The 24,239-nt window shown below is 63.9% G+C and carries 23 protein-coding genes; 15 read left to right on the forward strand and 8 right to left on the reverse strand.

All coding sequences use genetic code 11. The annotated features are described in order from the left end of the window. Positions 1-2 precede the first annotated feature (2 nt). From prpC to AC56LW_RS21330, 4 genes are all read left to right on the forward strand, one after another. The gene (prpC, locus tag AC56LW_RS21315; RefSeq protein WP_499637388.1) at positions 3-1,163 is read left to right on the forward strand and encodes a bifunctional 2-methylcitrate synthase/citrate synthase; all 1,161 of its coding nucleotides are present in this window, start codon (positions 3-5) and stop codon (positions 1,161-1,163) included. Positions 1,164-1,167: 4 nt separating this feature from the next. Then, a complete protein-coding gene (gene acnD / locus AC56LW_RS21320; RefSeq protein WP_499637390.1) occupies positions 1,168-3,768 on the forward strand; it encodes a Fe/S-dependent 2-methylisocitrate dehydratase AcnD in 2,601 nt (866 codons plus the stop codon). Continuing rightward, positions 3,765-4,958: a 2-methylaconitate cis-trans isomerase PrpF gene (gene prpF, locus AC56LW_RS21325; protein ID WP_499637392.1), complete on the forward strand. Its 1,194-nt coding sequence runs from the start codon at positions 3,765-3,767 to the stop codon at positions 4,956-4,958. The genes acnD and prpF overlap by 4 nt, the downstream gene beginning before the upstream one ends. A 74-nt stretch (positions 4,959-5,032) precedes the next feature. Next, the gene (locus AC56LW_RS21330) at positions 5,033-7,681 is read left to right on the forward strand and encodes a bifunctional diguanylate cyclase/phosphodiesterase (protein ID WP_499637394.1); all 2,649 of its coding nucleotides are present in this window, start codon (positions 5,033-5,035) and stop codon (positions 7,679-7,681) included. Here the strand turns inward: AC56LW_RS21330 and xth are convergent. Then, on the reverse strand, positions 7,678-8,445 hold the full coding sequence (gene xth / locus AC56LW_RS21335) for an exodeoxyribonuclease III (protein ID WP_499637396.1): 768 nt from the start codon (positions 8,443-8,445) through the stop codon (positions 7,678-7,680). The two genes, AC56LW_RS21330 and xth, sit on opposite strands and share 4 nt — an antisense overlap. Before the next feature lie 457 nt (positions 8,446-8,902). Here xth and AC56LW_RS21340 point away from each other — a divergent pair, with 457 nt between their 5' ends. The 3 genes from AC56LW_RS21340 (at position 8,903) to AC56LW_RS21350 (ending at position 9,963) form a co-directional block, all read left to right on the forward strand. Then, positions 8,903-9,250 carry a phiTE_015 family protein gene (locus AC56LW_RS21340; RefSeq protein ID WP_183550317.1) on the forward strand — a complete coding sequence of 116 codons (348 nt, stop codon included), beginning with the start codon at positions 8,903-8,905 and terminating at the stop codon, positions 9,248-9,250. 13 nt (positions 9,251-9,263) lie between these two features. Next, positions 9,264-9,452 (forward strand): DUF1653 domain-containing protein, encoded by a 189-nt coding sequence (locus tag AC56LW_RS21345; protein ID WP_499637398.1) that lies wholly within the window; start codon positions 9,264-9,266, stop codon positions 9,450-9,452. A 124-nt stretch (positions 9,453-9,576) separates the two neighbouring features. After that, positions 9,577-9,963 (forward strand): hypothetical protein, encoded by a 387-nt coding sequence (locus AC56LW_RS21350; protein ID WP_499501548.1) that lies wholly within the window; start codon positions 9,577-9,579, stop codon positions 9,961-9,963. Positions 9,964-10,308: 345 nt separating this feature from the next. On the opposite strand, the gene AC56LW_RS21355 is transcribed toward AC56LW_RS21350, so the two are convergent. Then, positions 10,309-11,802 carry a leucyl aminopeptidase gene (locus AC56LW_RS21355; protein WP_499555434.1) on the reverse strand — a complete coding sequence of 498 codons (1,494 nt, stop codon included), beginning with the start codon at positions 11,800-11,802 and terminating at the stop codon, positions 10,309-10,311. Positions 11,803-11,865: 63 nt separating this feature from the next. Between AC56LW_RS21355 and lptF the strand changes: the two genes are divergently transcribed. Genes lptF through AC56LW_RS21370 form a run of 3 tightly spaced genes read left to right on the forward strand, consistent with a single transcriptional unit; the run spans position 11,866 to position 14,602 of the window. Continuing rightward, entirely contained in the window at positions 11,866-13,020 is a 1,155-nt protein-coding gene (lptF, locus tag AC56LW_RS21360) for an LPS export ABC transporter permease LptF (protein ID WP_332533537.1), read from the forward strand. Then, on the forward strand, positions 13,017-14,201 hold the full coding sequence (gene lptG, locus AC56LW_RS21365; RefSeq protein WP_258836089.1) for an LPS export ABC transporter permease LptG: 1,185 nt from the start codon (positions 13,017-13,019) through the stop codon (positions 14,199-14,201). The genes lptF and lptG overlap by 4 nt, the downstream gene beginning before the upstream one ends. An 11-nt stretch (positions 14,202-14,212) precedes the next feature. Next, complete coding sequence (locus AC56LW_RS21370) at positions 14,213-14,602, forward strand: sirohydrochlorin chelatase (protein WP_258836088.1); 390 nt, start codon at positions 14,213-14,215, stop codon at positions 14,600-14,602. A gap of 47 nt (positions 14,603-14,649) precedes the next feature. Here AC56LW_RS21370 and cobA read toward each other — a convergent pair whose 3' ends face one another. Genes cobA through AC56LW_RS21400 form a run of 6 tightly spaced genes read right to left on the reverse strand, consistent with a single transcriptional unit; the run spans position 14,650 to position 20,626 of the window. Then, on the reverse strand, positions 14,650-15,369 hold the full coding sequence (gene cobA / locus AC56LW_RS21375; protein ID WP_258836087.1) for a uroporphyrinogen-III C-methyltransferase: 720 nt from the start codon (positions 15,367-15,369) through the stop codon (positions 14,650-14,652). A gap of 16 nt (positions 15,370-15,385) precedes the next feature. Beyond that, entirely contained in the window at positions 15,386-16,711 is a 1,326-nt protein-coding gene (locus tag AC56LW_RS21380) for a sulfate adenylyltransferase subunit 1 (protein WP_499637401.1), read from the reverse strand. Then, complete coding sequence (cysD, locus tag AC56LW_RS21385) at positions 16,711-17,643, reverse strand: sulfate adenylyltransferase subunit CysD (protein WP_499637403.1); 933 nt, start codon at positions 17,641-17,643, stop codon at positions 16,711-16,713. Before cysD ends, AC56LW_RS21380 begins: the two co-directional genes overlap by 1 nt. Before the next feature lie 24 nt (positions 17,644-17,667). Next, the gene (locus AC56LW_RS21390) at positions 17,668-18,384 is read right to left on the reverse strand and encodes a phosphoadenylyl-sulfate reductase (protein ID WP_499637405.1); all 717 of its coding nucleotides are present in this window, start codon (positions 18,382-18,384) and stop codon (positions 17,668-17,670) included. 9 nt (positions 18,385-18,393) lie between these two features. Continuing rightward, a complete protein-coding gene (locus tag AC56LW_RS21395) occupies positions 18,394-18,945 on the reverse strand; it encodes a DUF934 domain-containing protein (RefSeq protein ID WP_499637407.1) in 552 nt (183 codons plus the stop codon). After that, a complete protein-coding gene (locus tag AC56LW_RS21400; protein ID WP_499573543.1) occupies positions 18,938-20,626 on the reverse strand; it encodes a nitrite/sulfite reductase in 1,689 nt (562 codons plus the stop codon). The genes AC56LW_RS21395 and AC56LW_RS21400 overlap by 8 nt, the downstream gene beginning before the upstream one ends. A 165-nt stretch (positions 20,627-20,791) precedes the next feature. Between AC56LW_RS21400 and AC56LW_RS21405 the strand changes: the two genes are divergently transcribed. The 5 genes from AC56LW_RS21405 (at position 20,792) to AC56LW_RS21425 (ending at position 24,146) form a co-directional block, all read left to right on the forward strand. After that, positions 20,792-21,730 carry a CysB family HTH-type transcriptional regulator gene (locus tag AC56LW_RS21405; protein ID WP_499637409.1) on the forward strand — a complete coding sequence of 313 codons (939 nt, stop codon included), beginning with the start codon at positions 20,792-20,794 and terminating at the stop codon, positions 21,728-21,730. A 29-nt stretch (positions 21,731-21,759) separates the two neighbouring features. Further along, positions 21,760-22,428, forward strand: a complete 669-nt coding sequence (locus AC56LW_RS21410; RefSeq protein ID WP_499637411.1) for a class I SAM-dependent methyltransferase — start codon at positions 21,760-21,762, stop codon at positions 22,426-22,428. Continuing rightward, positions 22,425-22,949 carry a GNAT family N-acetyltransferase gene (locus AC56LW_RS21415; RefSeq protein WP_499637413.1) on the forward strand — a complete coding sequence of 175 codons (525 nt, stop codon included), beginning with the start codon at positions 22,425-22,427 and terminating at the stop codon, positions 22,947-22,949. Before AC56LW_RS21410 ends, AC56LW_RS21415 begins: the two co-directional genes overlap by 4 nt. A gap of 30 nt (positions 22,950-22,979) precedes the next feature. Then, positions 22,980-23,426 carry a YaiI/YqxD family protein gene (locus AC56LW_RS21420; RefSeq protein ID WP_499637414.1) on the forward strand — a complete coding sequence of 149 codons (447 nt, stop codon included), beginning with the start codon at positions 22,980-22,982 and terminating at the stop codon, positions 23,424-23,426. Between the two features lie 150 nt (positions 23,427-23,576). Next, a complete protein-coding gene (locus AC56LW_RS21425) occupies positions 23,577-24,146 on the forward strand; it encodes a hypothetical protein (RefSeq protein ID WP_499637416.1) in 570 nt (189 codons plus the stop codon). Positions 24,147-24,239: the final 93 nt, after the last annotated feature.

Consider the following 24,239-nt stretch of genomic DNA (forward strand, 5'->3'; position numbering starts at 1 on the left):
ACATGAATACGCAGAACCAGGAAACCCCGACCTTCAAGCCGAAGAAATCCGTCGCCCTGTCCGGCGTCGCCGCCGGCAATACCGCGCTGTGCTCGGTCGGCAAATCGGGCAACGACCTGCATTACCGCGGCTACGATATCCTCGACATCGCCACCACCAGCGAATTCGAGGAAATCGCTTACCTGCTGGTGCACGGCAAGCTGCCGAACGACGGCGAACTGCGTGGCTACAAGGCCAAGCTGCGCTCGCTGCGCGGCCTGCCGCAGGCGCTGAAAAGCGCGCTCGAAGCCTTGCCGGCCAACGCCCATCCGATGGACGTGATGCGCACCGGCGTGTCGGTCCTGGGCTGCACGCTGCCCGAGAAGGACGATCACCACATCAACGGCGCGCGCGACATTGCTGACCGCCTGATGGCATCGTTCGGCTCGATGCTGCTGTACTGGTACCACTTCAGCCACAGCGGCAAACGTATCGACGTGAACACTGACGACGATTCGATCGGCGGCCACTTCCTGCACCTGCTGCACGGCTTCGCGCCAAAAGAGTCGTGGGTGCGCGCGATGCACACGTCGCTGATCCTGTACGCCGAACACGAATTCAATGCGTCGACCTTCACCGCCCGCGTGATTGCCGGTACCGGCTCGGACATCCACTCGGCCATCACCGGCGCGATCGGCGCGCTGCGCGGACCGAAGCACGGCGGCGCCAACGAAGTCGCGCACGATATCCAGAAGCGCTACGACAACCCGGACGAAGCCGAAGCCGACATCCGCAACCGCGTGGCCAACAAGGAAGTCGTGATCGGCTTCGGGCATCCGGTCTACACGATCTCGGACCCGCGCAACAAGGTGATCAAGGAAGTGGCGCGCACGTTGTCGGAAGAGGGCGGCTCGATGAAGATGTACGACATCGCCGAGCGCCTCGAGACCGTGATGTGGGACGTGAAAAAGATGTTCCCGAACCTGGACTGGTTCTCGGCCGTGTCGTACCACATGATGGGCGTGCCGACGGCGATGTTCACGCCGCTGTTCGTCATCGCGCGCACGTCGGGCTGGGCGGCGCACGTCATCGAGCAGCGCATCGACAACAAGATCATCCGCCCGAGCGCCAACTACGTGGGGCCGGAGGATCTGCAGTTCGTGCCGCTGGCAGAGCGCAAGTAACGCCATGAATACCGATTACCGTACATCCCTGCCGGGCACGGACCTCGATTACTTTGACACCCGCGCCGCCGTCGACGCGATCGCGCCGGGTGCCTACACGACGCTGCCCTACACATCGCGCGTGCTGGCCGAAAACCTCGTGCGCCGCTGCACGCCCGCGACCCTGCGCGATTCGCTGAAGCAGCTCATCGAGCGCAAGCGCGACCTCGATTTTCCGTGGTTCCCGGCGCGCGTGGTCTGCCACGACATCCTCGGCCAGACCGCACTGGTCGACCTGGCGGGCCTGCGCGACGCCATCGCGCTGCAAGGGGGCGACCCGGCGCTGGTCAATCCGGTGGTGCCGACGCAGCTCGTGGTCGACCATTCGCTGGCGGTCGAATGCGGCGGGTTCGACCCGGATGCGTTCACCAAGAACCGCGCCATCGAAGACCGTCGCAACGAAGACCGCTTCCACTTCATCGACTGGACCAAGAAGGCCTTCATGAATGTCGACGTGATCCCGCCCGGGAACGGCATCCTGCACCAGATCAATCTCGAGCGCATGTCGCCCGTGATCCAGGCGGAGCGCGGTGTGGCCTATCCGGACACGCTGGTGGGCACCGACTCGCACACGCCGATGGTCGACGCGCTCGGCGTGCTTGCCATCGGTGTCGGCGGGCTGGAAGCCGAGAGCGTGATGCTAGGCCGCGCCTCGTGGATGCGCCTGCCCGATATCGTCGGCGTGGAACTGACCGGCAAGCCGCAGCCGGGCATCACCGCGACCGACGTCGTGCTGGCGCTGACCGAGTTCCTGCGCAATGCCAAAGTCGTCTCGACCTATCTGGAATTTTATGGCGCTGGCGCAGCCGCGCTGACACTGGGCGACCGCGCGACGATCGCGAACATGGCGCCCGAATTCGGCGCCACCGCCGCGATGTTCTACATCGACGAGCAAACCATCAAGTACCTGCGCCTGACGGGGCGTGACGACGCGACCGTGCATCTGGTCGAGACGTATGCGAAACATGCCGGCCTGTGGGCCGACAGTCTGCAGAGCGCCGAATACGAACGCACGCTGTCGTTCGATTTGTCAAACGTGGTGCGCAATATCGCCGGGCCGTCCAATCCGCACAAGCGTGTGCCGACATCCGAACTGGCCGCGCGCGGCATCTCGGGCGTGGTGGAAAACACGCCGGGCCAGATGCCCGATGGCGCCGTCATCATCGCCGCGATCACCAGCTGCACCAACACCAGCAACCCGCGCAATATGGTCACGGCGGGCCTCTTGGCGCGCAATGCCAACCGCGCCGGTTTGACTCGCAAGCCGTGGGTGAAAAGTTCACTGGCGCCCGGCTCCAAGGCCGTCGCGCTGTACCTCGACGAAGCGGGCCTGAGTCAGGAGCTGGATCAGCTGGGCTTTGGTGTCGTCGCCTTTGCCTGTACCACCTGCAACGGCATGAGCGGCGCGCTCGATCCGGTGATCCAGGACGAGATCATCAAGCGCGACCTGTACGCAACGGCGGTCCTGTCGGGCAACCGCAATTTCGACGGCCGCATCCACCCGTACGCGAAGCAGGCCTTCCTGGCGTCGCCGCCGCTGGTGGTGGCGTACGCGATTGCCGGCACGATCCGCTTCGATATCGAGAAGGACGTGCTGGGGCTGGACAACGCAGGGCGCGAAATCCGCCTGGCCGACCTGTGGCCATCGGAGGAAGAAATCGACGCCGTCGTCGCCGCGAGCGTCAAGCCGGAACAGTTCCGCAAGGTCTACACGCCGATGTTCGCGCGCGTGGCCGACGATGGCGCCGCCGTCAGCCCGCTGTACGACTGGCGGGCGCAGAGCACCTATATCCGCCGGCCACCGTACTGGGAAGGCGCGCTGGCTGGCAGCCGGCCGCTGGCGGGGATGCGGCCACTGGCGGTATTGGGCGACAACATCACCACCGACCACCTGTCGCCGTCGAACGCGATCCTGCTCGACTCGGCCGCCGGCGAATACCTGGCGAAAATGGGCCTGCCCGAAGAAGACTTCAATTCGTACGCCACGCACCGGGGCGACCACTTGACGGCGCAGCGCGCGACGTTCGCCAATCCGACGCTCAAGAACGAGATGGTCAAGGATAGCCACGGCACGGTGATGGCCGGTTCGCTCGCGCGCATCGAGCCGGAGGGGGAAGTCACCCGCATGTGGGAAGCGATCGAGCATTACATGGCGCGCAAGCAGCCGTTGATCATCATCGCCGGGGCCGACTACGGCCAGGGCTCGTCGCGCGACTGGGCAGCCAAGGGCGTGCGCCTGGCGGGCGTCGAGGCGATCGCCGCCGAGGGCTTCGAGCGCATCCACCGCACCAACCTGGTGGGCATGGGCGTGCTGCCGCTCGAATTCAAGCCGGGCGAGAACCGCATCACCCTGGCCATCGACGGCACCGAGACGTTCGACGTGATCGGTGCGCGTACGCCGCGCGCCGAGCTCACGCTGGTCATCAACCGCGCGAGCGGCGAGCGGGTCGAGGTGGCCGTGACCTGCCGGCTCGATACGGCCGAAGAGGTAGCCATTTACGAGGCCGGCGGCGTGCTGCAACGCTTCGCGCAGGATTTCCTTGAATCGACGGTGAAGGCGGCATGATGGAATCAACCACGTATTCTCCCCAGCGCCGGATCGCCGCCACCTATATGCGCGGCGGCACCAGCAAGGGCGTGTTCTTCAAGCTGGACGACCTGCCGGACGACGCCCGCGTGGCCGGCGCCGCGCGCGACGCGCTGCTGCTGCGCGTGATCGGCAGCCCCGACCCGTACGGCAAGCAGATCGACGGCATGGGCGGCGCCACATCCAGCACCAGCAAGGCCGTCATCGTCGCGGCGTCCGCGCGCGCTGAGCACGACGTCGACTACCTGTTTGGCCAGGTGGCGATCGACAAGCCGTTCGTCGACTGGAGTGGCAATTGCGGCAACCTGTCGGCCGCAGTGGGGCCGTTCGCGATTGCCGCAGGCCTGGTCGATCCGGCGCGTGTGCCGCACGATGGCGTGGCCGTGGTGCGCATCTGGCAAGCCAACATCGGCAAGACCATCCTCGCGCACGTGCCGATCGTCGCTGGCCAGGTCCAGGAAACTGGGGGCTTCGAGCTCGATGGCGTCACCTTCCCGGCGGCCGAGGTGCAGCTGGAGTTCATGGATCCGGCCGCCGAGGAAGAGGGCGGTGGGGGCGCCATGTTCCCGACCGGGAATCTGGTCGATGAACTCGATGTGCCGGGTGTGGGCGTGCTGCGCGCCACGCTGATCAACGCGGGCATCCCGACCATCTTCATCGAGGCCAGCGCGCTGGGCTACGATGGCGCCGAGCTGCAGGATGCGATCAATGGCGACCCGCGTGCGCTGGCCGTGTTCGAGACGATCCGCGCCCACGGCGCACTGCGCATGGGCCTCATCGCCAGTATCGACGAGGCAGGCAAACGCCAGCACACGCCGAAAATCGCGTTCGTGGCCAAGGCGGCCGGGTATGTGTCGTCGAGTGGCCGGCAAGTGGCGGCGGGCGAGATCGACCTGTTGGTGCGCGCGCTGTCGATGGGCAAGCTGCACCATGCGATGATGGGCACCGCGGCAGTGGCGATCGGCACGGCGGCGGCGATTCCGGGCACGCTGGTGAACCTGGCGGCCGGCGGCGGCGAGCGTTCGGCGGTGCGGTTCGGCCATCCGTCCGGCACGCTGCGCGTAGGCGCCGAAGCGGTCCTGGAAGACGGGCAGTGGCGCGTGGCGAAAGCCAGCATGAGCCGCAGCGCGCGCATCCTGATGGAAGGCTGGGTGCGGGTGCCCGGCTAGTGTCGCTTTCTCGTCGCGCGAGGCTGGAAGAACGAGCGGTTTCCGGGTTATGATTGACCTTCAGTGGTTGCTAAATGGCAACTCGCCGGATCATCATAACCAACAGCTTGCCTGCCTCGACGATGGATGGATTTTCGACCCCGTACGTTCCTGATGTACCGGCCCCCGGCGCGCCTGCGCGTGGCTTAGTGGGCGTGCGCCGCACGGTGCGCGAACAGCGCGCGATCTTTGAGCACGCACCGGTTGGCATTGCCGTTACCCAGCCCGACCAGATCCGTTCATTCAACCCGCGCCTGGGTGAAATGTTCGGCTATGCGCAGCATGAACTCGATACCATTTCGCTGCCGGACGTGTGCGTGTCGCCCGAGGCGTACCAGGCCCTGGCCACCGAAGCGTTCACCGTGCTGGGGCGGGGCGACATGTTCGAAAAGAGCGAGCAGCAGTTCCGGCGCCGCGACGGTTCGCCCTTCTGGGCGCGCCTGCGCGGCTGCTCGGTCGAACCGGGCAACCGCAGCGCGGGCACGATCTGGATCGTCGAGGATGTGACCGAGGCGCGCCAGGCGGCCAGTGAAATGCAGGCGATCATGACCAACGCGTCGATCGGCGTCATGTTCACCCGTAACCGCGTGATCCGGCGCGCCAATCCCGCCTTCTGCACGATGTTCGGCTATGCCGGCGACGAGCCGATCGGCGTCTCCACGCGCGTGCTGTACCCGGACGAAGAAGCGTACCGCGCGCTGGGCGCCGAGGCGTATCCGCAACTGGCGGATGGCCGGCCATTTCGCACCGAACGCATCCTCGTGCGCAAGGACGGCGCGCCGGCCTGGGTCCTGATGATCGGCTACCAGGTCAATCCGCTCGACCCGGACAAGGGCACGATCTGGATGCTCGAAGACCGCACCCGCGAAAAGGGCGACGAGCAGTCGCTGCGCGAGGCGCTGATGGAAAATCGCGCGATCCTGAATAATGCGGTGCTGGGCATCGCCGTCGTCGAGAACGGTCGCACACTGCATTGCAACCGCAAGATGGAAGAGCTGTTCGGCGCGCCGCCGGGCGGCATGGATGGCGCGCCGGTACGCGCGCTGTATCCGGACCAGGGCAGCTGGCTGGCGGCGCGCGCCGTGTCCGAGACGCAGTTCGCCACAGGCCAGGCCCACATGGCCGAGCATGAGATGGTACGCCGTGACGGTACGCGCTTCTGGGCGCGCCTGTCCGGGCGCCTGTTCGACGCCGCACTCACGCGCGGGCGCAGCGTCTGGCTGGTGGACGACGTGACGGCCCAGCGCGAAGCGGCCGACGCGGTGCGGCGCGCGCGCGACGAACTCGAAGTGCGCGTGGCCGAACGCACGGCCGAACTGGCTGGCGCCAATGCGCTGCTGCAGGAAGAAATCAACGAGCGGCGCCAGGCCGAGGCGCGCGTGCACCACATGGCGTACCACGACAGCCTGACGGGCCTGCCCAATCGCGCCATGCTGTCGGACCGGCTCGATGCGGCGATGCGCAGCGTGGCCAGCGGCGATGAAGCGCACAAGGGCGCGGGCCTGGCGCTGATCTTCCTCGACCTGGACCGGTTCAAGACGATCAACGATTCGCTCGGTCACCTGGTGGGCGACCTGCTGCTGTGCGAAGTCGCGCGCCGGCTGGTGCGCTCGGTGCGCCCGGGCGACCTGGTGGCCCGGCTCGGTGGCGATGAATTCGTCGTGCTGCTGCCCGGGGTCGAGGAGGGCGCTGCCGCTGCTGCCGTCGGCGACGCGATCATCGCGGCGCTGGCTTCGCCATGCGCCATCGAAGGCCGCAGCCTGCATATCTCGCCGTCGATCGGCATCTGCCTGTATCCGCAGGACGGTGGCGACGTCGATACGCTGATGCGCCACGCGGACGCGGCGATGTACCAGGCCAAGGCGGCGGGCCGCAACAATTATCAGTTTTTCACCGAGCGCATGAACCAGGCCGCGGCGCGCCACTTCGAGCTCGAATCGAGCCTGCGCGGCGCGCTGGCGCGCGACGAATTCGAGCTGCACTACCAGCCGATCATGTGCACCGCCACGCGCCGCGTGCACGGGCTGGAAGTGCTGCTGCGCTGGCGGCGCGGGGGCAATGAGCTGGTGGGACCGGACGAATTCATTCCGATCCTCGAAGAGAGCGGCATGATCATGGCGGTGGGTGAATGGGTGATCCGAACCGCGTGCGCGCAGAACCAGTTGTGGCGCAGCGAGGGGCTGGACGTGGTGCCGCTCGCGATCAACCTGTCGGCGCGCCAGTTCACGCACCACGGCCTGGTCGATTCGATCCGCGGCATCGTGCAGGAAACCGGCATCGACGCGGGCCTGGTGGAATTCGAGATCACCGAGACGGCCCTGATGCAGCATGGCGGCCAGACGCTCGAGACGCTGCATCAGATGAATGCGATGGGGATGTGCCTGTCGATCGACGACTTCGGCACGGGGTATTCGAGCCTGGCGTACCTCAAGCGTTTCCCGGTCCGCAAGATCAAGATCGACCGCGCCTTCGTGCGCGAGCTGGAAGTGAGCGCCGAGGATCGTGCAATCGTGGCGGCCGTGATGGCGCTGGCAAACAGCCTGCAGCTGGCGGTAGTGGCCGAAGGCGTGGAGACGGAAGGGCAGTATGCGCTGCTGCGCTCGTTCGGCTGCGGGTTCGCCCAGGGTTATCTGTTCGCGCGACCGTTGCCGGCCGCGCAGATCGGCAGACTGCTGGCCGGTTAGTCGGCCAGCGTCGCTACCACGGGGGCGTGGTCCGACGGCTGCTCCCATGTACGGGTTTCGCGATCGATGTGGCATGCGGTGCAGCGCTCGGCCAGTGCCTTGGACAGCAGGATGTGATCGATGCGCAGCCCGCGGTTGCGGCGAAACGCCATCTGGCGATAGTCCCACCAGCTGTACTGCTTCTCGGGCTGCTCGAACAGGCGGAAGGCGTCGGCCAGGCCCACGGCGATGAGCGCCTGCAGCGCGTCGCGCTCGGGCAGCGAGAAATGAATCCGGCCTTCCCATTCGGCCACGTCGTGCACATCGCGCGCTTCGGGCGCGATATTGTAGTCGCCGAGGATCGCGAACTGCGGATGCGCGGCCATCTCGGCCGCCACCCAGGTCTGCAGCGCCGCCAGCCAGGCCAGCTTGTAGGCGTACTTGTCTGAGCCGACTTCCTGCCCGTTGGGTACGTACGCGCAGATGAAACGCACGCCACCGATCGTCGCGGCCAGCAGGCGCTGCTGTGGATCGTCAAAGTGCGGATTGTTGCGCACGACATCTTCAATCGGCAAGCGGGACAGGATCGCCACGCCGTTGTACGTCTTCTGACCCGAGAACGCGACCTGGTAGCCGGCGGCATTGAGTTCAGCGACCGGGAACTTGTCGTCGGTCAGCTTCGTCTCTTGAATGCAGAGCACGTCAACAGGATTGGTGGCCAGCCATTGCAACAAATGTGCAAGGCGAACTTTTAGAGAATTCACATTCCAGGTGACAATTTTCATCGGTTTATCTACAGTTAACGTTGTGAAGTTGCTGATAGCTCAAGTGTGTCTAGGCGAATTGCTTGCCAACCGGCTATTATTAACGAAATTACCGGATTGATTCCGTGTCATGCATGAAATAACGATAGGGTTATCCATGTCGGGTTGGTATAATTACAACACCTGATGACACTATTCATTGGTAGCTTTCCAAAAAGTATTGCCCGATTCGCCCGCCAAGACTATAACTAGTCGGGTCCGGTACTTGTCGCAAAAAGCGACAGCATCAAGGGATTGCTTTTTGGTAATAATAAAATTGCGTAGGTGCAACTTTCATTGTACCATTGGCGGGTCGCGATGCAGCGTTGGTCGACAGCTCACACAGTTGTTTCAAGCCATCGACGTGCGCTAGTGGTACTATTGTGAAATATTGCGTTCAGGAGTTCATCATCCTGGCGCAGAATTGAAAAGGACAGAAATGCGCAGTGCATTTGAAGCATGGGCCCAGCGTGAAGGCCACATCGTTCGCCGCCGCGAAGACAAGCCCGAGGAATACCTCGTTTTCGAGACCCAGCGTCGTTGGGTGATCTGGCAAGCTGCTCTGGCGCATGGTGCCAAGACCGCGGCCGATTCGCCATCGAAGTTCGGCAAGGATGGCAGCCCTGTGCCAGCCATCGCGCCCGACGAAGCGGCAGTGCGCAACAGCGTGCTGAACGAAGTCCTGGACGCTTTCAGCGAACTGGACGAGACCGCCGGCATGGAAGGCGTGCTCAAGGTCATCCAGGGCCTGAAGAAAAAGCAGAAGGCCGAGGCCGAAAAGGTCTGACCCGGTCTGCCGGATGCATTACCGCCACTACAAAGGCGGCATCTACGAGCTGGTGTGCGAGGCGCTGCTGGAATCCGACCACACCCCGGTCATCGTGTACCGGGCTGAGGACGGCGCTGTCTGGGTGCGCCCCCGCGACTTTTTCTTCGATACCGTCACGGTCGGCGGCGCCACGCAACCGCGTTTCGCGCCGCTGGACTGATCCTTCCTCAGTATTTTCGCGCTGCTGCCGTTAAAGAAGCATCTGCTTCTCGACGGTCGCCATGTTGCCTTTTCTCCGCCCACTCGTTCTGTCCGCGCTTGCCCTCTTGGGCGGCTGCGCGACCATGTCCGATTCCCCGACGCAGCAGCTCGAAGTGCGCACGGTGCTCGACTACCGCGAGATCGGCGGGGTCGGCTGTATCCTGAGCAATGATGCCGGCCGCTGGTACGTGATCGCCCCAGGACGCGTGACGGTCACGCGCAACAAGGGACCGCTGGCGATCAGCTGCAAGAAGCAGGGCGTGGCCATCGCCGCCGAGACCGTCCAGGCGCAGCTCAATACCAGCAACCTCGTGGGCAACCTGGTCACGACCGCCGGCATCGGCCACTACGTCGACCGCTACTCGGGCGCCGGTTATGGCTACCCCTCCACGCTGACCGTACTGATGCAGCCAGCAGAAAAATCCCCCGCCGCCGCAGGCGCCGAACCGGTAGCAACAAGGATGTTCTGACCCGATTTGAGCAAAGCCGGGGTCAGGTCTGACATTCGGACACGATCTCGACAATCGGGTAGGCGGGACGAGCTGGTACAGCGCTATGCCAATACTGGGCAAGGCACCATCTGAAATGTCTACGGCTGAGCTCGTGTCCAAATGTCAGACCTGACCCCCGCTGTATGACCCCATCTGAAATGTCTACGGCTGAGCTCGTGTCCGAATGTCAGACCTGACCCCCGCTGTATGACCCCCGCTGTGTTGAGGTCGTGTCCGAATGTCAGACCTGACCCCGGCTGTGTACTCAGCGTCGAGACGAAAAAAAGCCCCGCATGCGGGGCTTTTGTGCGATGCGTGGGGTGCTTACACGCGATTCATCAGGAACGTGGTCAGGAGCGGTACCGGGCGGCCGGTGGCGCCCTTGGCGGCGCCCGACTTCCAGGCGGTGCCGGCGATGTCGAGGTGGGCCCAGGTGTACTTGCGGGTGAAGTTCTCCAGGAAGCACGCGGCCGTGATCGATGCGGCGCCCGGGGTGCCGATATTGGCCAGGTCGGCGAAGTTCGACTTGAGCTGGTCGTTGTAGATCTCGCCCAGCGGGAAGCGCCAGGCTACGTCGCCAGCCTGCTTGCCGGCCGTGAGCAGCTCGTCGGCCAGTGCGTCGTGCGCGGCGTCGTCGCGGGTGAACAGGCCGCTCGTGTGGTGGCCCAGGGCCACGATGCAGGCACCCGTCAGCGTGGCGATGTCGACCACGACAGCCGGGTTGAAGCGCTCGGCGTACGACAGCGCGTCGCACAGCACCAGGCGGCCTTCGGCGTCGGTGTTGAGGATTTCAATCGTGGTGCCGTTCATTGCGGTGACGATGTCGCCCGGCTTGGCAGCGCGGCCCGACGGCATGTTCTCGCAGGCGACGACGATGCCGATCACATTGAGCTTCAGGCCCATCTCGCCGATGGCGCGGAAGGTGCCCAGCACCGAACCGGCGCCGCACATATCGTATTTCATCTCGTCCATGCTCGGACCCGGCTTGATCGAGATGCCGCCCGAGTCGAACGTGATGCCCTTGCCGACCAGGACGACCGGCGCGTCGTTTGGCTTGCCGCCGTTGTGGCGCAGGACGATGAACTTCGGCGCTTCTTCGCTGCCGCGCGCGACGGCCAGGAAGCTGCCCATCTTGAGCGCTTCGAGCTGCTTGCGTTCCAGGACCTCGAGGCCGAAGCCGAAGTCGTCGGCCAGCTTGCGCGCCGTTTGTGCCAGGTAGGTCGGGGTGCAGATGTTCGGCGACAGGTTGCCCAGGTCGCGCGTGAGCTTCATGCCGTTGGCAATCGCGGCGGCCTGCGCCAGGGCGGCCTTGGCGCTACCGGCGTCCGGCGTGGCGATGACGACCTTGCGCACGCCGGCGGGTGCCGGTTCTTTCTTGCTTTTTTGTGCGTCGGTACGGTATTCGGCGTCGCTCGACGCGAGCACCAGCGCCTGCAGCGCCCAGTTCGCGTCGCGTTCTTTCACGCTGTCGAGCGGGAATGCGATAATGGCGTCCGTGGAACCCAGCGTGGCGAACATTTTCAGGGCGGCGGTTGCGCCCGTGGTGAAGCTTTTCTGGGAAACGATCTCGTCAGCGCCCAGGCCGACGAGCAGCACGCGCGCCGCAGTCACGCCCGCAACGCCGCGCAGCAGCAGGGTCGAACCAGGCTTGCCGCTGATGTCGCCGGACTTGACCGCCGCGCTGATCTCGCCATTCACGTCGAGTGCTTTTGCTGCAGCCGACAATTTTTTATTTTCGAACACCGCCACTGCTACACAGCCGGTCTTCGCCGCTGCCAGGGTGTTTTTTGTGTCGAATGCTTTTATGCTAAAGTCCATTTGGTTCTCCGATTCGTTGTTCGCGGCGGACTGCCTAATCTGCAATTATAACGACTCTATTGAATGATCTTCCGACGTTCCCTGCAACGTGAGTTGGCAAGCGCCGCTGGCGCGACCTTCACGGTGCTGTTTTCCATTCTTGTGACCTGGACGCTGATCGCCATCCTTGGCCGCGCGGCGGGCGGCAAGGTCGCGTCCGGCGACGTGCTGTCGCTGATCGTGTTCCGCAGCGCCGAGCTGCTGCCGATCATCCTGATCCTCACGTGCTTCATCGCCGTTGTCGCCGCTGTCACGCGCAGTTACCGCGATTCCGAAATGGTGGTCTGGTTCGCATCCGGCCAGTCGCTGCTGGCGTGGATCCGGCCCGTGCTCACGCTGGGCCTGCCGATGGTGTTCGTCGTGGCCGCGCTGTCGCTGGTCGTCACGCCATGGGCCAAGATGAAAAGCGCCGAATTCGTCGAGCGTTTCCAGAAGCGCGAAGACCTGCAGCGCGTTGCGCCGGGCCAGTTCCGCGAATCGAGTTCGAACGACCGCGTATTCTTTGTCGAGCGCAGCGCCGAAGGCACGACCGTCGTGCAGAACGTGTTCGTCAACAGCGTCGATGGCAACACGCACTCGGTCGTGGTGGCCAAGCAGGGCGTGATCGAATCGGACGGCAAGGGCGGCCAGTTCCTCGTGCTCAGTAACGGGCGCCGCTACGAAGGCATTCCCGGCCAGGCCAACTTCCAGACGATGGAGTTCGAGCGCTACAGCATGCGCGTGGCCACGCAGGCCCCGATGCTCGGCGCCGACATTCCGGTGGCGGCGCTGTCCACGCCTGCGCTGCTGCTTGCGCCGAACCGCTTTACGCAGGCCGAACTGCTGGCGCGCATCGCCGCGCCGATCACCTGCCTGATCCTGATGCTGCTGGCGATCCCGCTCGGCTTCGTCAACCCGCGCGCCGGGTCGTCGGCCAACATGATCCTGGCGCTGCTGATCTTCTTCACCTATAACAATCTGGTGCGGCTGTCCGAAGCCAGCGTCAAGCAGGGCAAGCTGGCGTTTGCCATGGGCTGGTGGCCGCTGCACCTGTTCGCGCTGCTGTGCGTGGCGGGCCTGTTCGCCTGGCGCCTGAACGTGAACCACCCGTACCACCCGCTGGTCATGCTGAGCGCTTTCAAGCGCCGCCTGCGCAAGCCGCAGCCCTTGCACAAGCGTGACGAGGCGGCCGTCGAATGAAAATCCTCCAGCGCTACTTCGCAATCAATATCTTCCAGGCGGTGGCCTTCGTGCTGGCCGCCTTCCTGGCGCTCGTCGCCTTCATGGACCTGACCAGCATCCTGCCGTCGGTCGGCAAGAACGACTTCGGCATGCAGCATGCGTTCCTGTACGTGCTGCTGCTCGTGCCGGGTAATGTGTATCAGGTGATGCCCGTGGCCGCGCTGATCGGTACCATCTACACGATGGCGCAATTTGCCTCGAGCTCCGAGTTCACCATCATGCGTGCCTCGTCGATGTCGACCCGGCATGCGGCCTGGATGCTGTTCAAGATTGGCGCCATCTTCGTCGTGGTGACGTTCATTTTCGGGGAGCTGATCACCCCGCGCACGGCGCCGATCGCCGAGCGCATGCGCCTGACCGCCAAGGGCGGCTCGGTGTCGGCCGAGTTCCGCTCGGGGATGTGGACCAAGGACAGCGTCCACGAAAACGGCGTGCGCGGCACCATCACCGGCTCGCGCTTCTTCAACGTGCGCCGCATCGCGGCCGACGGCCAGCTGGAAGACGTGCGGCTCTATGAGTTCGACAACAATATGCGCATGCGCTCGCTCGTGACGGCGGCGCGCGGCACCTATGGCGGCAACAACACGTGGCGCCTGACGGACGTGACGGAAACGATGTTCACCAACAGCCGCGAGTTGCCGGCGCCCGGTTCGGCCGTGCCGGAGGGGCAGACGATCCAGAGCACGTATGGCCAGGAAACCGCGGCCATCGCGACGCGCAAGCTGGCCACCTACACGCTGGCGTCCGAGATCACGCCGAAGATCCTGTCGGTATCGCGCTCGGATCCCGAGCGCATGTCGGCGGCCGAACTGGCGGTGTACACGCGCCACCTGGCCGAGAACAAGCAGGAGACCGAGCGCTTCAAGGTCGCGTTCTGGAAAAAGGTCATTGATCCGTTTTCGATTTTTGTCCTGATGGCACTGGCGCTGCCGTTTGCCTACCTGCACACGCGCAGCGGCGGCGTGAGCCTGAAAATCTTCATCGGCATCATGATCGGCGTGAGCTTCCTGCTGATCAATTCCCTGTTCTCGCACCTCGGTGTGCTGACCATCCTGCCTGCGTTCTTCACGGCGCTGGCGCCCAGCCTGTTATTCCTGCTCATGGCGCTTGGTGCGCTGTGGTGGGTGGAGCGACATTAAGCATGACGAGCATGACGACAATGAAACGTGGCCTGATCCTGTTTGCCCACGGCGCGCGCGCCGCGTCATGGGCGGTTCCCTTCGAGCGCTTGCGTGACCAGACGCGCGAGCGTGTCGCCGGTGCGGTCGTGGAGCTGGCATTCCTGGAACTGATGACGCCAAGCCTGCCCGATACCATCGACGCCATGCGCGCGCAGGGCATCGACGACATCACGGTAGTGCCGGTGTTTTTGGGGAAGGGTGGTCACTTGCTGCGTGATTTGCCCGCGCTGTGCGACGAGGTGCGCGCGGCGCATCCGGCGTTGACGCTCAATGTCGCCGGCGCCATCGGTGAGGATCCGGGCGTGCAGCGGGCGATGACCGATTATTGCGTCAATTCGTTGGGTACGGTGTCAATGTAGCAGGTAGGGTGGACGGGTATCCCGTCCACGCGTTCAACGACCCGCAATCAATCCGGCTGGTGCTCGCGCCGCGCCAGCGCTTCACCCATCATGACCAGCACCGGCCCGTGGCCCGGTTCCAGCCCACGTGCCAGGTCCGTCAGCGTCAAACGCAGGATGCGTTGATCGACGCGGCTGCAATTTTCCACCACGACCACCGGCAGATCGGCCCGCCGGCCCTCGGCCAGTAACCGTTCTGCGGTGGCCGCCGCTTCACGCCCACCCATGTACTGAACCAGCGTATCGGTTTCGGGCAAAGCAGGATGATCCGGTTCATCCGGCGCCGTGCTGGACGTGAAGAACGCCACGCTGCGCGCCACACCACGCTTGGTCAGCGGCTGCTTGGTGGCTGCAGCCGCCGCCACGGCAGTGGTAATCCCGGGCACGACTTCGACCTCGATGCCTTCGGCTTCGAGTGCCCGCAATTCTTCATCGGCGCGGCCAAACAGCATCGGGTCGCCGCCTTTGAGGCGCACGACCAGCGCATACTTGTGTGCGCACTCGACGATCTGGCCGTTGATCACCGTCTGCGCCATCGACCGCTGGCCCGAGCGCTTGCCGACCGAGATTTTATCGGCCCGCTCGCATAGCGCCAGCATCTCGGGCGTGACCAGCGCGTCGTACAGCACCACGTCGGCGGCTGCCAGCAGGCGCGCACCGCGCACCGTGATCAGGTCGGCTGCGCCGGGGCCTGCTCCCACCAGATAGACTTTGCCCAGTGCCGCCATACCGCCCCTTTGTTGTTTATGCGTCGATGCGGATCATACCTGCGGCCACGGTCTGGTGGGTGACTTCGTCGATCAGGATGAAGGCGCCCGTCGCGCGGATCGCGTCGTAGGCGTCGGCCGCCAGCGGCTGCTGGACGGTCAGTTGCACACGTGCGATGTCGTTGAGCTTGAGGCCCTCGGCCGGATGGCGCTGCTGCGTGTTCACGTCCAGCAGCGTGTCGATGCGCGCGAACTTGGCCGCCGTCTGGCGCGTGCCGTGCTTGAGCCAATACTTGCGGCGCAGGTCGAGCGGCTCGTCGGCCATCCAGCACACGTCGGCGGTAACCTGCTTGAGCAAGGTCGCCGGCTGCGTGCTACCGGCCAGCATGTCGCCGCGTGAGACGTCCACGTATTCGTTCAACACCAGCGTGACCGACTGGCCGGCCGTTGCCGACTGCAGCGCGCCGTCGAACGTGACGATCTCCTTGACCGTCGCGCTCTGGCCGGACGGCTGCACGACGAGCGTATCGCCCACGTTCACAACGCCCGATTCGATGCGGCCCATATAGCCACGGAAGTCCTTGGCCGCGTGGCCGTTGTGGCGCGCCACCAGCTGCACCGGGAAGCGGAAAGGCGCGCTGTGCGCTTCGTCGTAGACCGACAGCGATTCGAGCAGGTCGATCAGCGTCGGGCCGCTGTACCACGGCGTGTTCGTCGATTTGTCGACCACGTTGTCACCGGTGAGCGCCGACAGCGGGATCGCCGTGATGTCCTTCAGTCCCAGCGACGTCGCAAACTTCTGGTACTCGGCCACGATGCGGTCGTAGATCGCCTGGTCATACCCGATCAGGTCCATCTTGTTGACGGCCACCACCACGTGCTCGATCTGCAGCAGTTTCGCGATGGTCGAGTGGCGTTTGGTCTGCGTGAGTAGGTCGACGCCGCCGTCTTCGCGCAGCGTGACCTTCGACACGTCGATCAGGATGATGACGGCGTCGGCGGTCGATGCGCCCGTGACCATATTGCGCGTGTACTGCTCGTGGCCCGGTGTATCAGCGATGATGAATTTGCGCTTGGGCGTGGCAAAGTAGCGGTACGCCACGTCGATCGTGATGCCCTGTTCACGCTCGGCTTCGAGGCCGTCGGTAAGCAGCGACAGGTCGATCGTGTCGCCCACGGTGCGCTTGTGCTTGGCGCGCGAGACGGCGGCCAGCTGGTCGGCGAAGATGCCCTTGCTGTCAAACAGCAGGCGGCCGATCAGCGTGCTCTTGCCATCGTCGACCGAGCCGGCGGTGATGAAGCGCAGCAGTGAGCGGTTGGCCTTGGTGTCGCCGTTGGCGTTGAGATCAGTCATGGCGTTCATCAGAAGTATCCTGCTTTCTTGCGTTTTTCCATCGAGGCTTCGGAGGTCTGGTCATCCATGCGCGTGGCGCCCCGTTCGGTGATGTCGGTAATCGCCGTCTCGGCAATGATGTCGGCCAGGGAATCGGCGCTGGAAGCCACCGGGCAGGTGCACGAGATGTCGCCCACGGTCCGGAAGCGCACGGTGCGGTTCTCGACCGTCTCGCCATCGCGCGCCGGGGTCAAGGGCGTCAGCGGTACCAAGAGGCCATTGCGCTCGATGACGTCGCGCTGGTGCGCGAAATAGATCGACGGCAGCGCCAGTTTCTCGCGGGCGATGTATTGCCACACATCGAGCTCGGTCCAGTTAGAGATCGGGAACACGCGCATGTTTTCGCCCGGATGGACGCGGGTGTTATACAGGTCCCACAGTTCAGGGCGCTGGGCTTTCGGGTCCCACTGGCCGAATTCGTCGCGGAACGAAAAGATACGTTCCTTGGCGCGGGCTTTTTCTTCGTCGCGGCGCGCGCCGCCGATGCAGGCGTCGAAGCCGTGTTCGGCGATGGTTTCCAGCAGCGTGACGGCCTGGGCGGCGTTGCGCGAATCGGTGGCTGGATTGCGCAGGCGAACCGTGCCGCGGCGGATCGATTCCTCGACACTGCCGACGATCAGGCGTTCGCCCAGCTCAGCGGCGCGGGCGTCGCGGAAGGCAATCACTTCGTCGAAATTGTGGCCGGTGTCGATGTGCACGAGCGGGAACGGGAAGCTGCCCGGGCGGAAGGCTTTCTCGGCCAGGCGCAGCAGGACGACCGAGTCCTTGCCGCCCGAGAACAGCAGGGCAGGGTTGCTGCATTCGGCCGCCACTTCGCGCAGGATGTGGATCGCTTCGGACTCCAGCGCGTCCAGGTGGGCGGCGTTTACTTCGTTAAAAATATGTTCGGTAACAGATGTCATGGCGGTGCCTGTTGTTGTTGTGGCTTAGGCAGCCACGGATTTGATGCGGATAAGTTTGCCGTCAACCACGTGCAGCCCGCATTCCTTCGATTCCGGGTTTTCCCACCACCAGCGGCCGGCGCGCACATCTTCGCCCGGCTGCACGGCGCGGGTGCAGGGTTCGCAGCCGATCGACGGGAAGCCCCGGTCGTGCAGCGCGTTGTATGGTACTTGATGCGTGCGCAGATACTCCCAGACGTTCTCTTCACTCCAGTCGGTCAACGGATTGAACTTTTGCATGGCGTGGCTCAGATCGTCTTCCTGCACCGCCAGTTCGGCGCGGGTGGCCGATTGCGCGCGGCGCTGGCCCGTGATCCAGGCGCGCTTGCCGGCCAGCGCGCGGCCCAGTGGCTCGACCTTGCGGATGCGGCAGCATTCCTTGCGCATGTCCACGCTCTCGTAGAACGCGTTCAGGCCGTTCTGCGTAACGTAGCGCTCGACCGCCAGCGGGTCGGGACGGAACAGGGCGATATCGTAGTCGTACGTTTCCTTGACGCGATCGATCATCGCCAGGGTCTCGGCATGCAGACGGCCCGTCTCGAGCGAAAAGATCGCAATCGGCAAATTTGCCTTCAGGATCAGGTCGGTCAGCACCATGTCTTCCGCCGCCAGGCTCGATGCAAACACCGCTGGCGTGAAATCACGGGCAATACGTTCCAGGATCGCGCTGGTCTCGGCCACGCGACGATGCAGATCGCTCATGGGTTACTCCTAGCTGGCAACGTCAGCGGGCGGCGCCGGGGTTTCCCGCGGCACGCGGCGGAACAACGGCACCGGATTGTCGATCGACGCCTGGTAGGTTTCCGAAAACACCGACAAGCCCTTGAGCGCATCATGGATGCTGCGATCCTGGCGGGTGGCAAATGCATCGAAGCCGCAGCGCTGCATCTGGAACAGCTGGTCGCGCAGCACGTCGCCGATGGCGCGCAGTTCGCCTGTCCAGCCCAGGCGGCGGCGCAGGTTGAAGGCCGTCGAGTAGCCACGGCCATCGGTGAACTTCGGGAAGTCGATCGCGATGACCGCAAAGCGGCCCAGATCGTCCTTGATGCTCTCCGCGCGTTCGTCCGGTGCCAGCCATACGCCGAGCTCGGCGCGCGTCTCCAGCACGGCACGTTGCGCCAGCCAGACGGTCAGTGGCACGATGATCTTGCCGGCCGGGACCTCGATCGTCTCGGCTGCATCGGTTTCTGCAAGACGCAGCACGCTCCAGTCGTCGGCGACGACTTCGCGGCCCTTGATGATCTGTGGGTGTGCGTCAAGCATACTGATCTTCCTTCGCTGGTTCGCCGGCCGGAATCGGCGTGGCATACACATGTTCCTTGAACGGGGCGATGCCCAGGCGGCCCACGGTGTCGACGAAGCGCTCGCCCTCGATCCGACACTGGACATACGTCTCGAGCAGGCGCCCGATGACTTCCGGCATTTGCGGCGCCGAGAACGACGGGCCGATGATTTTGCCGATGGCTGACGTGTTGCCCTGCGCACCGCCGACCGACACCTGGTACCACTCGCTGCCATCCTTGTCCACGCCCAGGATGCCGATATTGCCGACGTGGTGGTGGCCGCAGGCATTGATGCAGCCCGAGATATTCAGTTCGATGTCGCCAATGTCGTGCTGGAAGTCGAGGTCGTCGAAGCGTTCGGCAATCGCCGCGGCAATCGGCAAGGACTTGGCATTGGCCAGCGAGCAATAGTCGCCGCCCGGGCAGGCAATGATGTCGGTCAGGAGGCCAATGTTCGGCGTGGCCAGGCCCTGCGATTTGAGCAATTGCCACAGCGCGAACAACTGGCTTTGCTCGACATCGGCCAGCACCAGATTCTGCTCGTGCGTCACGCGCACTTCGCCAAAGCTGAACTGGTCGGCCAGGTCCGCCACGAAATCGAGTTGCCCGTCGGTGGCGTCGCCCGGCGGCACGCCGGTTTTTTTCAGCGACAGCAGCACGGCCGCGTAACCCGGCACCTTGTGTGGCTTGACATTGCGATCGAGCCAGTTGGCAAACGGTTTGTTGTCCGGCTGCGACGCAGCCACGTCGATCGTCTCGAGCGTGCGATAGGCGTGCGGCTGGAACCACTTGGCAACGCGGTCGAATTCTTCCTGCGTCAGCGTTTCAGGGCCATCCTTCAGGTCGGCCCATTCGGCTTCGACCTGACGCGTGAATTCCTCGACGCCCATGGCTTTAAGCAAAATCTTGATACGTGCCTTGTACTTGTTGTCGCGGCGACCGTTCTGGTTGTACACGCGCATCACGGCTTCGGTGTAGGTCAGCAGGTGCTGCCACGGCAGGAACTCGCGGATGACGCTGCCCAGGATCGGCGTACGGCCCATGCCGCCACCGGCCATGAACTTGAAGCCGACTTCGCCTGCTTCGTTGTGCACAACCGTCAGACCGATATCGTGCACGGCAATGGCCGCGCGGTCTTCGACTGCGCCATTGATGGCGACCTTGAACTTGCGGGGCAGGGCGGCAAATTCCGGGTGGAAGGTACTCCACTGGCGCAGGATCTCGGCAAACGGGCGCGGATCAATGATCTCATCGGCCGCCACACCGGCAAATTCGTCGGTGGTGATGTTGCGGATGCAATTGCCCGAGGTCTGGATGGCGTGCATCTCGACCGACGCCAGGTCGGTGAGGATGTCCGGGGTCTGCTCCAGCTCGATCCAGTTGTACTGGATGTTCTGGCGCGTGGTGAAGTGGCCGTAGCCGCGGTCGTAGGTGCGGGCGATGTGGCCAAACATGCGCACCTGGGCGCTCGACAGCAGGCCGTACGGCACGGCGACGCGCAGCATGTAGGCGTGGCGCTGCATGTACAGGCCATTCTGCAGGCGCAGCGGGATGAATTCTTCTTCGAGCAACTCACCGCTCAGGCGGCGCGCCACCTGGTCGCGATACTGGGCGATGCGCTCGCGCACGATGAGATGGTCGTACTGGTCGTAACGATACATGGGCTTGTTCCGGTAAGGGCGGATAGTGCACGCCCATTCAATAATGTTCCGATGATACGGAGATCAGCTTATATTCCAAACTACGGATAATTTATTTGCTTATATACGTAACCTGAATAAGCATCTTAAAATGCTGTTCGCAGATCCAACAAGAACATTTCCAGAATGAACCTCCATCAGCTGCGCTTCGTGCGCGAGGCCGTGCGCCAGAACTACAACCTGACCGACGCCGCCAAATCGCTGTTTACTTCGCAGCCGGGGGTCTCGAAGGCGATCATCGAGCTGGAAGAAGAGCTGGGCGTCGACATCTTCACGCGCCACGGCAAGCGCATTCGCGGCCTGACCGAGCCGGGCCGGCTGGTACTGCAGTCGGTCGAGCTGATCATGCAGGAGATCGAAAGCCTCAAGCGCATCGGCAAGGAATACGCCGCCCACGACAGCGGCAGCTTCACCATTGCCACCACGCACACGCAGGCACGCTACATGCTGCCGAAAGTGGTGCAGGCCTTCATGCAGAAGTACCCGAAGGTGCGTTTGTCGCTGCTCCAGGGCAATCCGAAGCAGATCGCCGACATGGTCAAGAGCGACCAGGCCGACCTGGCCATCGCCACCGAAGCCATCACGACGATCGATGGCCTGATCACGCTGCCGGCCTACCAGTGGGAGCACGTGGTGGTGGCCCCGCCCGAGCACCCGCTGTTCAAGTCGCGGGCGATCTCGCTCGAAGAAATCGCCAGCTACCCGATCATCACGTATGATGCCGCCTTCGCCGGGCGCAGCAAGATCGATCACGCTTTCGGCCTGCGCGCCCTGACCCCGGACGTCCTGCTGGAGGCGATCGACGCCGACGTGATCAAGACCTATGTCGAACTGGGCATGGGCATCGGCATCATCGCCGGCATGGCGTTCGATGCCGAGCGCGACCGCGGCCTGCGCGCAATCCCGGTCGGCCACCTGTTCGGCATGAACACGTCGCGCGTGGCGATCAAGCAGGGCGCCTACCTGCGCAGCTATGTGTACACCTTCATCGAACTGCTGACGCCGACACTGAATCGCAAGATGGTCGAATCGGCCATGCGCGGTGGGGACAATTACGAACTTTGATGCACAACGACATTTCAATGGAAACACCGATGGACAAGAATCCGGTTATCGCCTACTACGACAGCATTGCCGCTCACTATGACAACGCCGCCGCCGAGGTGGCCGACGAGCAGCTGGAAGACCTGGACGAAGCGCGCGAGCAAATTTCCACGCTACTGGCCGGCCACCGCATCCTGGAACTGGGCTGCGGCAGCGGCGCCTGGACCGAGGTACTGGCCGAGACGGCCGAGTCGATCGTCGCCACCGACGCCAGCGCCGCGATGCTCGAGCTTGCGCAAATGCATGGCGAGGACCTGGACAATGTCGAGTACCGCCTGATGGATGCACTGGCGCTGCCGGCCGATCTGGGTACGGGCGAGGACAAGTTCACGGCCGTATTCCTGGGCGGCCTGTGGGCGCACCTGACCCGCAAGCAGCAGGACGACCTGCTGCAATCACTGAAAAAGTGCCTGGGCAAGGATGTGCTGCTGGTGCTGTTCGACGACAACTACGTCGAAGGCGAGAGCGCCGTCACCGTGCGCACCGATTTGCTGGGCAATACTCACGAATTCCAGCTCGATGCCGACGGCAAGCAGCACGAACTCGTCAAGAACTACCCGACCGACAGCGCGCTGCGCAAGCGCGTGGGCGTGGCGGGCCGCGAGATCCGCGTGGCGCGCTGGGAGTTTTACTGGGTGCTGACCTGCCGCTTGAAATGACCGTGTCTTTGCAGCCAGCCGACAGCCGCTTCACGGTCGAGCGTGCGACACGCGAGGATCAGGCGCTGTTGTTCCGCATGCTGCAGTTCTATTACTTCGAAGCGACCCAGTGGAGCGGCGAAGACTTGCTGGAAGATGGGCTGTACGAGTCCGATGCAGCTGGCGTGGCAAGCTACTGCGAGCCGGACGGCGCGGACGTAGCCTGGCTGTTGAAGGTAGACGGCCACCCGGCCGGTGTCGTGTTGGTCGAATTGATTCCGTTCGAAGGTGGACAGATCCGGGAATTGGCCGACCTGTTCGTCATGCCGAAGTACCGCCGTCTCGGCCTGGCCGAGGCGGCTACGCGCAAGATCGTGCCGGGTCACGAAGGGCCGTGGTTGTTGTCGGTGTTTCGCAAGGATGAACGTGCGCTGCATTACTGGCAGGGCGCCTTTGCGCGGCTGCCGTTCAGGTCGGTCCAGCCCGGGCCACACCATGCGCTTTTTCACCAGTTCATCATCAATGGTGATGTGCCCGACTGATCTTTCAGAACAACTTACTTCATTCTTATCATGCATATCTGGGTCGATGCCGATGCCTGTCCTGGCGTCATCAAGGACATCCTGTTCCGGGTAGCGGAACGCACCCAGTTGCCCGTCACGCTGGTGGCGAATCAGTTGATGCGCGTGCCGGGCTCGCGCTTCATCCGCGCGCTGCAGGTGCCCGCAGGCGCCGATGTGGCCGATGCCGAGATCGTCGAGCGCGTGAGTCCGGGTGACATCGTCGTCACCGGCGACATTCCGCTGGCGGCGCTGGTGCTGGAGAAGGGCGGCCTGCCGCTCAATCCGCGCGGCGACTGGTACACGAACGACACGATCGCGCAGCAACTGACGATGCGCGCCTTCATGGAAGAACTGCGTGGCAGCGGCGTCGATACGGGTGGGCCGGCGGCGTTCAGCCAGGCCGACAGCCGCCATTTCGCCAATGCCCTTGATCGCGCGCTGGCGAAGCGGAAATAAATCCTGTTTTGCCATTCAGGTTGGCCTGGATGTATATGCACAGTATGACAGCGGCATGGAATCAATCCGGGCCGTAGATTCCGGTCGTGGCTTCTGGTAGGGTAGTCCGCTTGTACCTGCAATCTGCGCCAGTGGCGGAGCGTCGTCCACTTGATCGACTTGCCATCCGGGGGAATCATGCCAACCGTTTCAGTCAGCGATCGCCGCATCCTGCTTACGTTGCTCGCGTCTGGTGCCGAAGCCGGCATCCTGGCATGGGAATATCTGAACGGTGGCGTTCGGTCCCACCACCTGCTGGCCAATCCGGATCTGCCCGCCGTCTCGAACTGGTGGGGACTGCTCCTGATTCCGCTGTTGACGTGGTGGACCATGACCCAGTTGCGCCGCCGTATTGAAAGCAGCGCTCAGTACAACGCGAAGGGGCTTGCAGCACTGGCCGCATTCGTGTGCGCCCTGGTGTATGGCCTCGCATTGTCGCTCCTGTTCTCACACGGCAGCATGCTGGTCGACTATGCTTTCTTCGGTCTCCTGGCCGTGGCTTTGGTGCTGCGCCTGTGGCATGGCGAGTATCTGCTTGGATTCGTTTTCGGCATGGGGTTCGTGATCGGGCCGGTCTTGCCAGCGCTATTCGGCGCCATGGTCGCCCTGTTTTCATGGACGGTGCATACCGCGTGGCGCGTGCTGTGGCGCAAGGTCCGCGCCAGGCGCGGTCTGGCATGACTGACCAGATCATCGCCCCATCCAACAAATGTAAGCATTTGTTAAGTCGGTCAACAACCTGGCGAGCTCATCGTTGATAGGTCAGTAGCATGG

The organism is Telluria sp. LT2P80 (assembly GCF_059685955.1).

What these genes read in the sequence shown, in the direction of transcription:
- AC56LW_RS21350 (WP_499501548.1), top strand. Translation starts at nt 9,577, where the DNA reads ATGTCCGATTCCCCGACGCAGCAGCTCGAAGTGCGCACGGTGCTCGAC.
- AC56LW_RS21420 (WP_499637414.1), top strand. Translation starts at nt 22,980, where the DNA reads ATGCATATCTGGGTCGATGCCGATGCCTGTCCTGGCGTCATCAAGGAC.
- AC56LW_RS21355 (WP_499555434.1), bottom strand. Translation starts at nt 11,802, where the DNA reads ATGGACTTTAGCATAAAAGCATTCGACACAAAAAACACCCTGGCAGCG.
- AC56LW_RS21405 (WP_499637409.1), top strand. Translation starts at nt 20,792, where the DNA reads ATGAACCTCCATCAGCTGCGCTTCGTGCGCGAGGCCGTGCGCCAGAAC.
- AC56LW_RS21410 (WP_499637411.1), top strand. Translation starts at nt 21,760, where the DNA reads ATGGACAAGAATCCGGTTATCGCCTACTACGACAGCATTGCCGCTCAC.
- AC56LW_RS21415 (WP_499637413.1), top strand. Translation starts at nt 22,425, where the DNA reads ATGACCGTGTCTTTGCAGCCAGCCGACAGCCGCTTCACGGTCGAGCGT.
- prpF (WP_499637392.1), top strand. Translation starts at nt 3,765, where the DNA reads ATGATGGAATCAACCACGTATTCTCCCCAGCGCCGGATCGCCGCCACC.
- AC56LW_RS21370 (WP_258836088.1), top strand. Translation starts at nt 14,213, where the DNA reads ATGACGACAATGAAACGTGGCCTGATCCTGTTTGCCCACGGCGCGCGC.
- AC56LW_RS21395 (WP_499637407.1), bottom strand. Translation starts at nt 18,945, where the DNA reads ATGCTTGACGCACACCCACAGATCATCAAGGGCCGCGAAGTCGTCGCC.
- AC56LW_RS21390 (WP_499637405.1), bottom strand. Translation starts at nt 18,384, where the DNA reads ATGAGCGATCTGCATCGTCGCGTGGCCGAGACCAGCGCGATCCTGGAA.
- lptG (WP_258836089.1), top strand. Translation starts at nt 13,017, where the DNA reads ATGAAAATCCTCCAGCGCTACTTCGCAATCAATATCTTCCAGGCGGTG.
- acnD (WP_499637390.1), top strand. Translation starts at nt 1,168, where the DNA reads ATGAATACCGATTACCGTACATCCCTGCCGGGCACGGACCTCGATTAC.
- cobA (WP_258836087.1), bottom strand. Translation starts at nt 15,369, where the DNA reads ATGGCGGCACTGGGCAAAGTCTATCTGGTGGGAGCAGGCCCCGGCGCA.
- xth (WP_499637396.1), bottom strand. Translation starts at nt 8,445, where the DNA reads ATGAAAATTGTCACCTGGAATGTGAATTCTCTAAAAGTTCGCCTTGCA.
- AC56LW_RS21340 (WP_183550317.1), top strand. Translation starts at nt 8,903, where the DNA reads ATGCGCAGTGCATTTGAAGCATGGGCCCAGCGTGAAGGCCACATCGTT.
- AC56LW_RS21345 (WP_499637398.1), top strand. Translation starts at nt 9,264, where the DNA reads ATGCATTACCGCCACTACAAAGGCGGCATCTACGAGCTGGTGTGCGAG.
- cysD (WP_499637403.1), bottom strand. Translation starts at nt 17,643, where the DNA reads ATGACATCTGTTACCGAACATATTTTTAACGAAGTAAACGCCGCCCAC.
- lptF (WP_332533537.1), top strand. Translation starts at nt 11,866, where the DNA reads ATGATCTTCCGACGTTCCCTGCAACGTGAGTTGGCAAGCGCCGCTGGC.
- AC56LW_RS21330 (WP_499637394.1), top strand. Translation starts at nt 5,033, where the DNA reads ATGGCAACTCGCCGGATCATCATAACCAACAGCTTGCCTGCCTCGACG.
- AC56LW_RS21380 (WP_499637401.1), bottom strand. Translation starts at nt 16,711, where the DNA reads ATGAACGCCATGACTGATCTCAACGCCAACGGCGACACCAAGGCCAAC.
- AC56LW_RS21400 (WP_499573543.1), bottom strand. Translation starts at nt 20,626, where the DNA reads ATGTATCGTTACGACCAGTACGACCATCTCATCGTGCGCGAGCGCATC.
- prpC (WP_499637388.1), top strand. Translation starts at nt 3, where the DNA reads ATGAATACGCAGAACCAGGAAACCCCGACCTTCAAGCCGAAGAAATCC.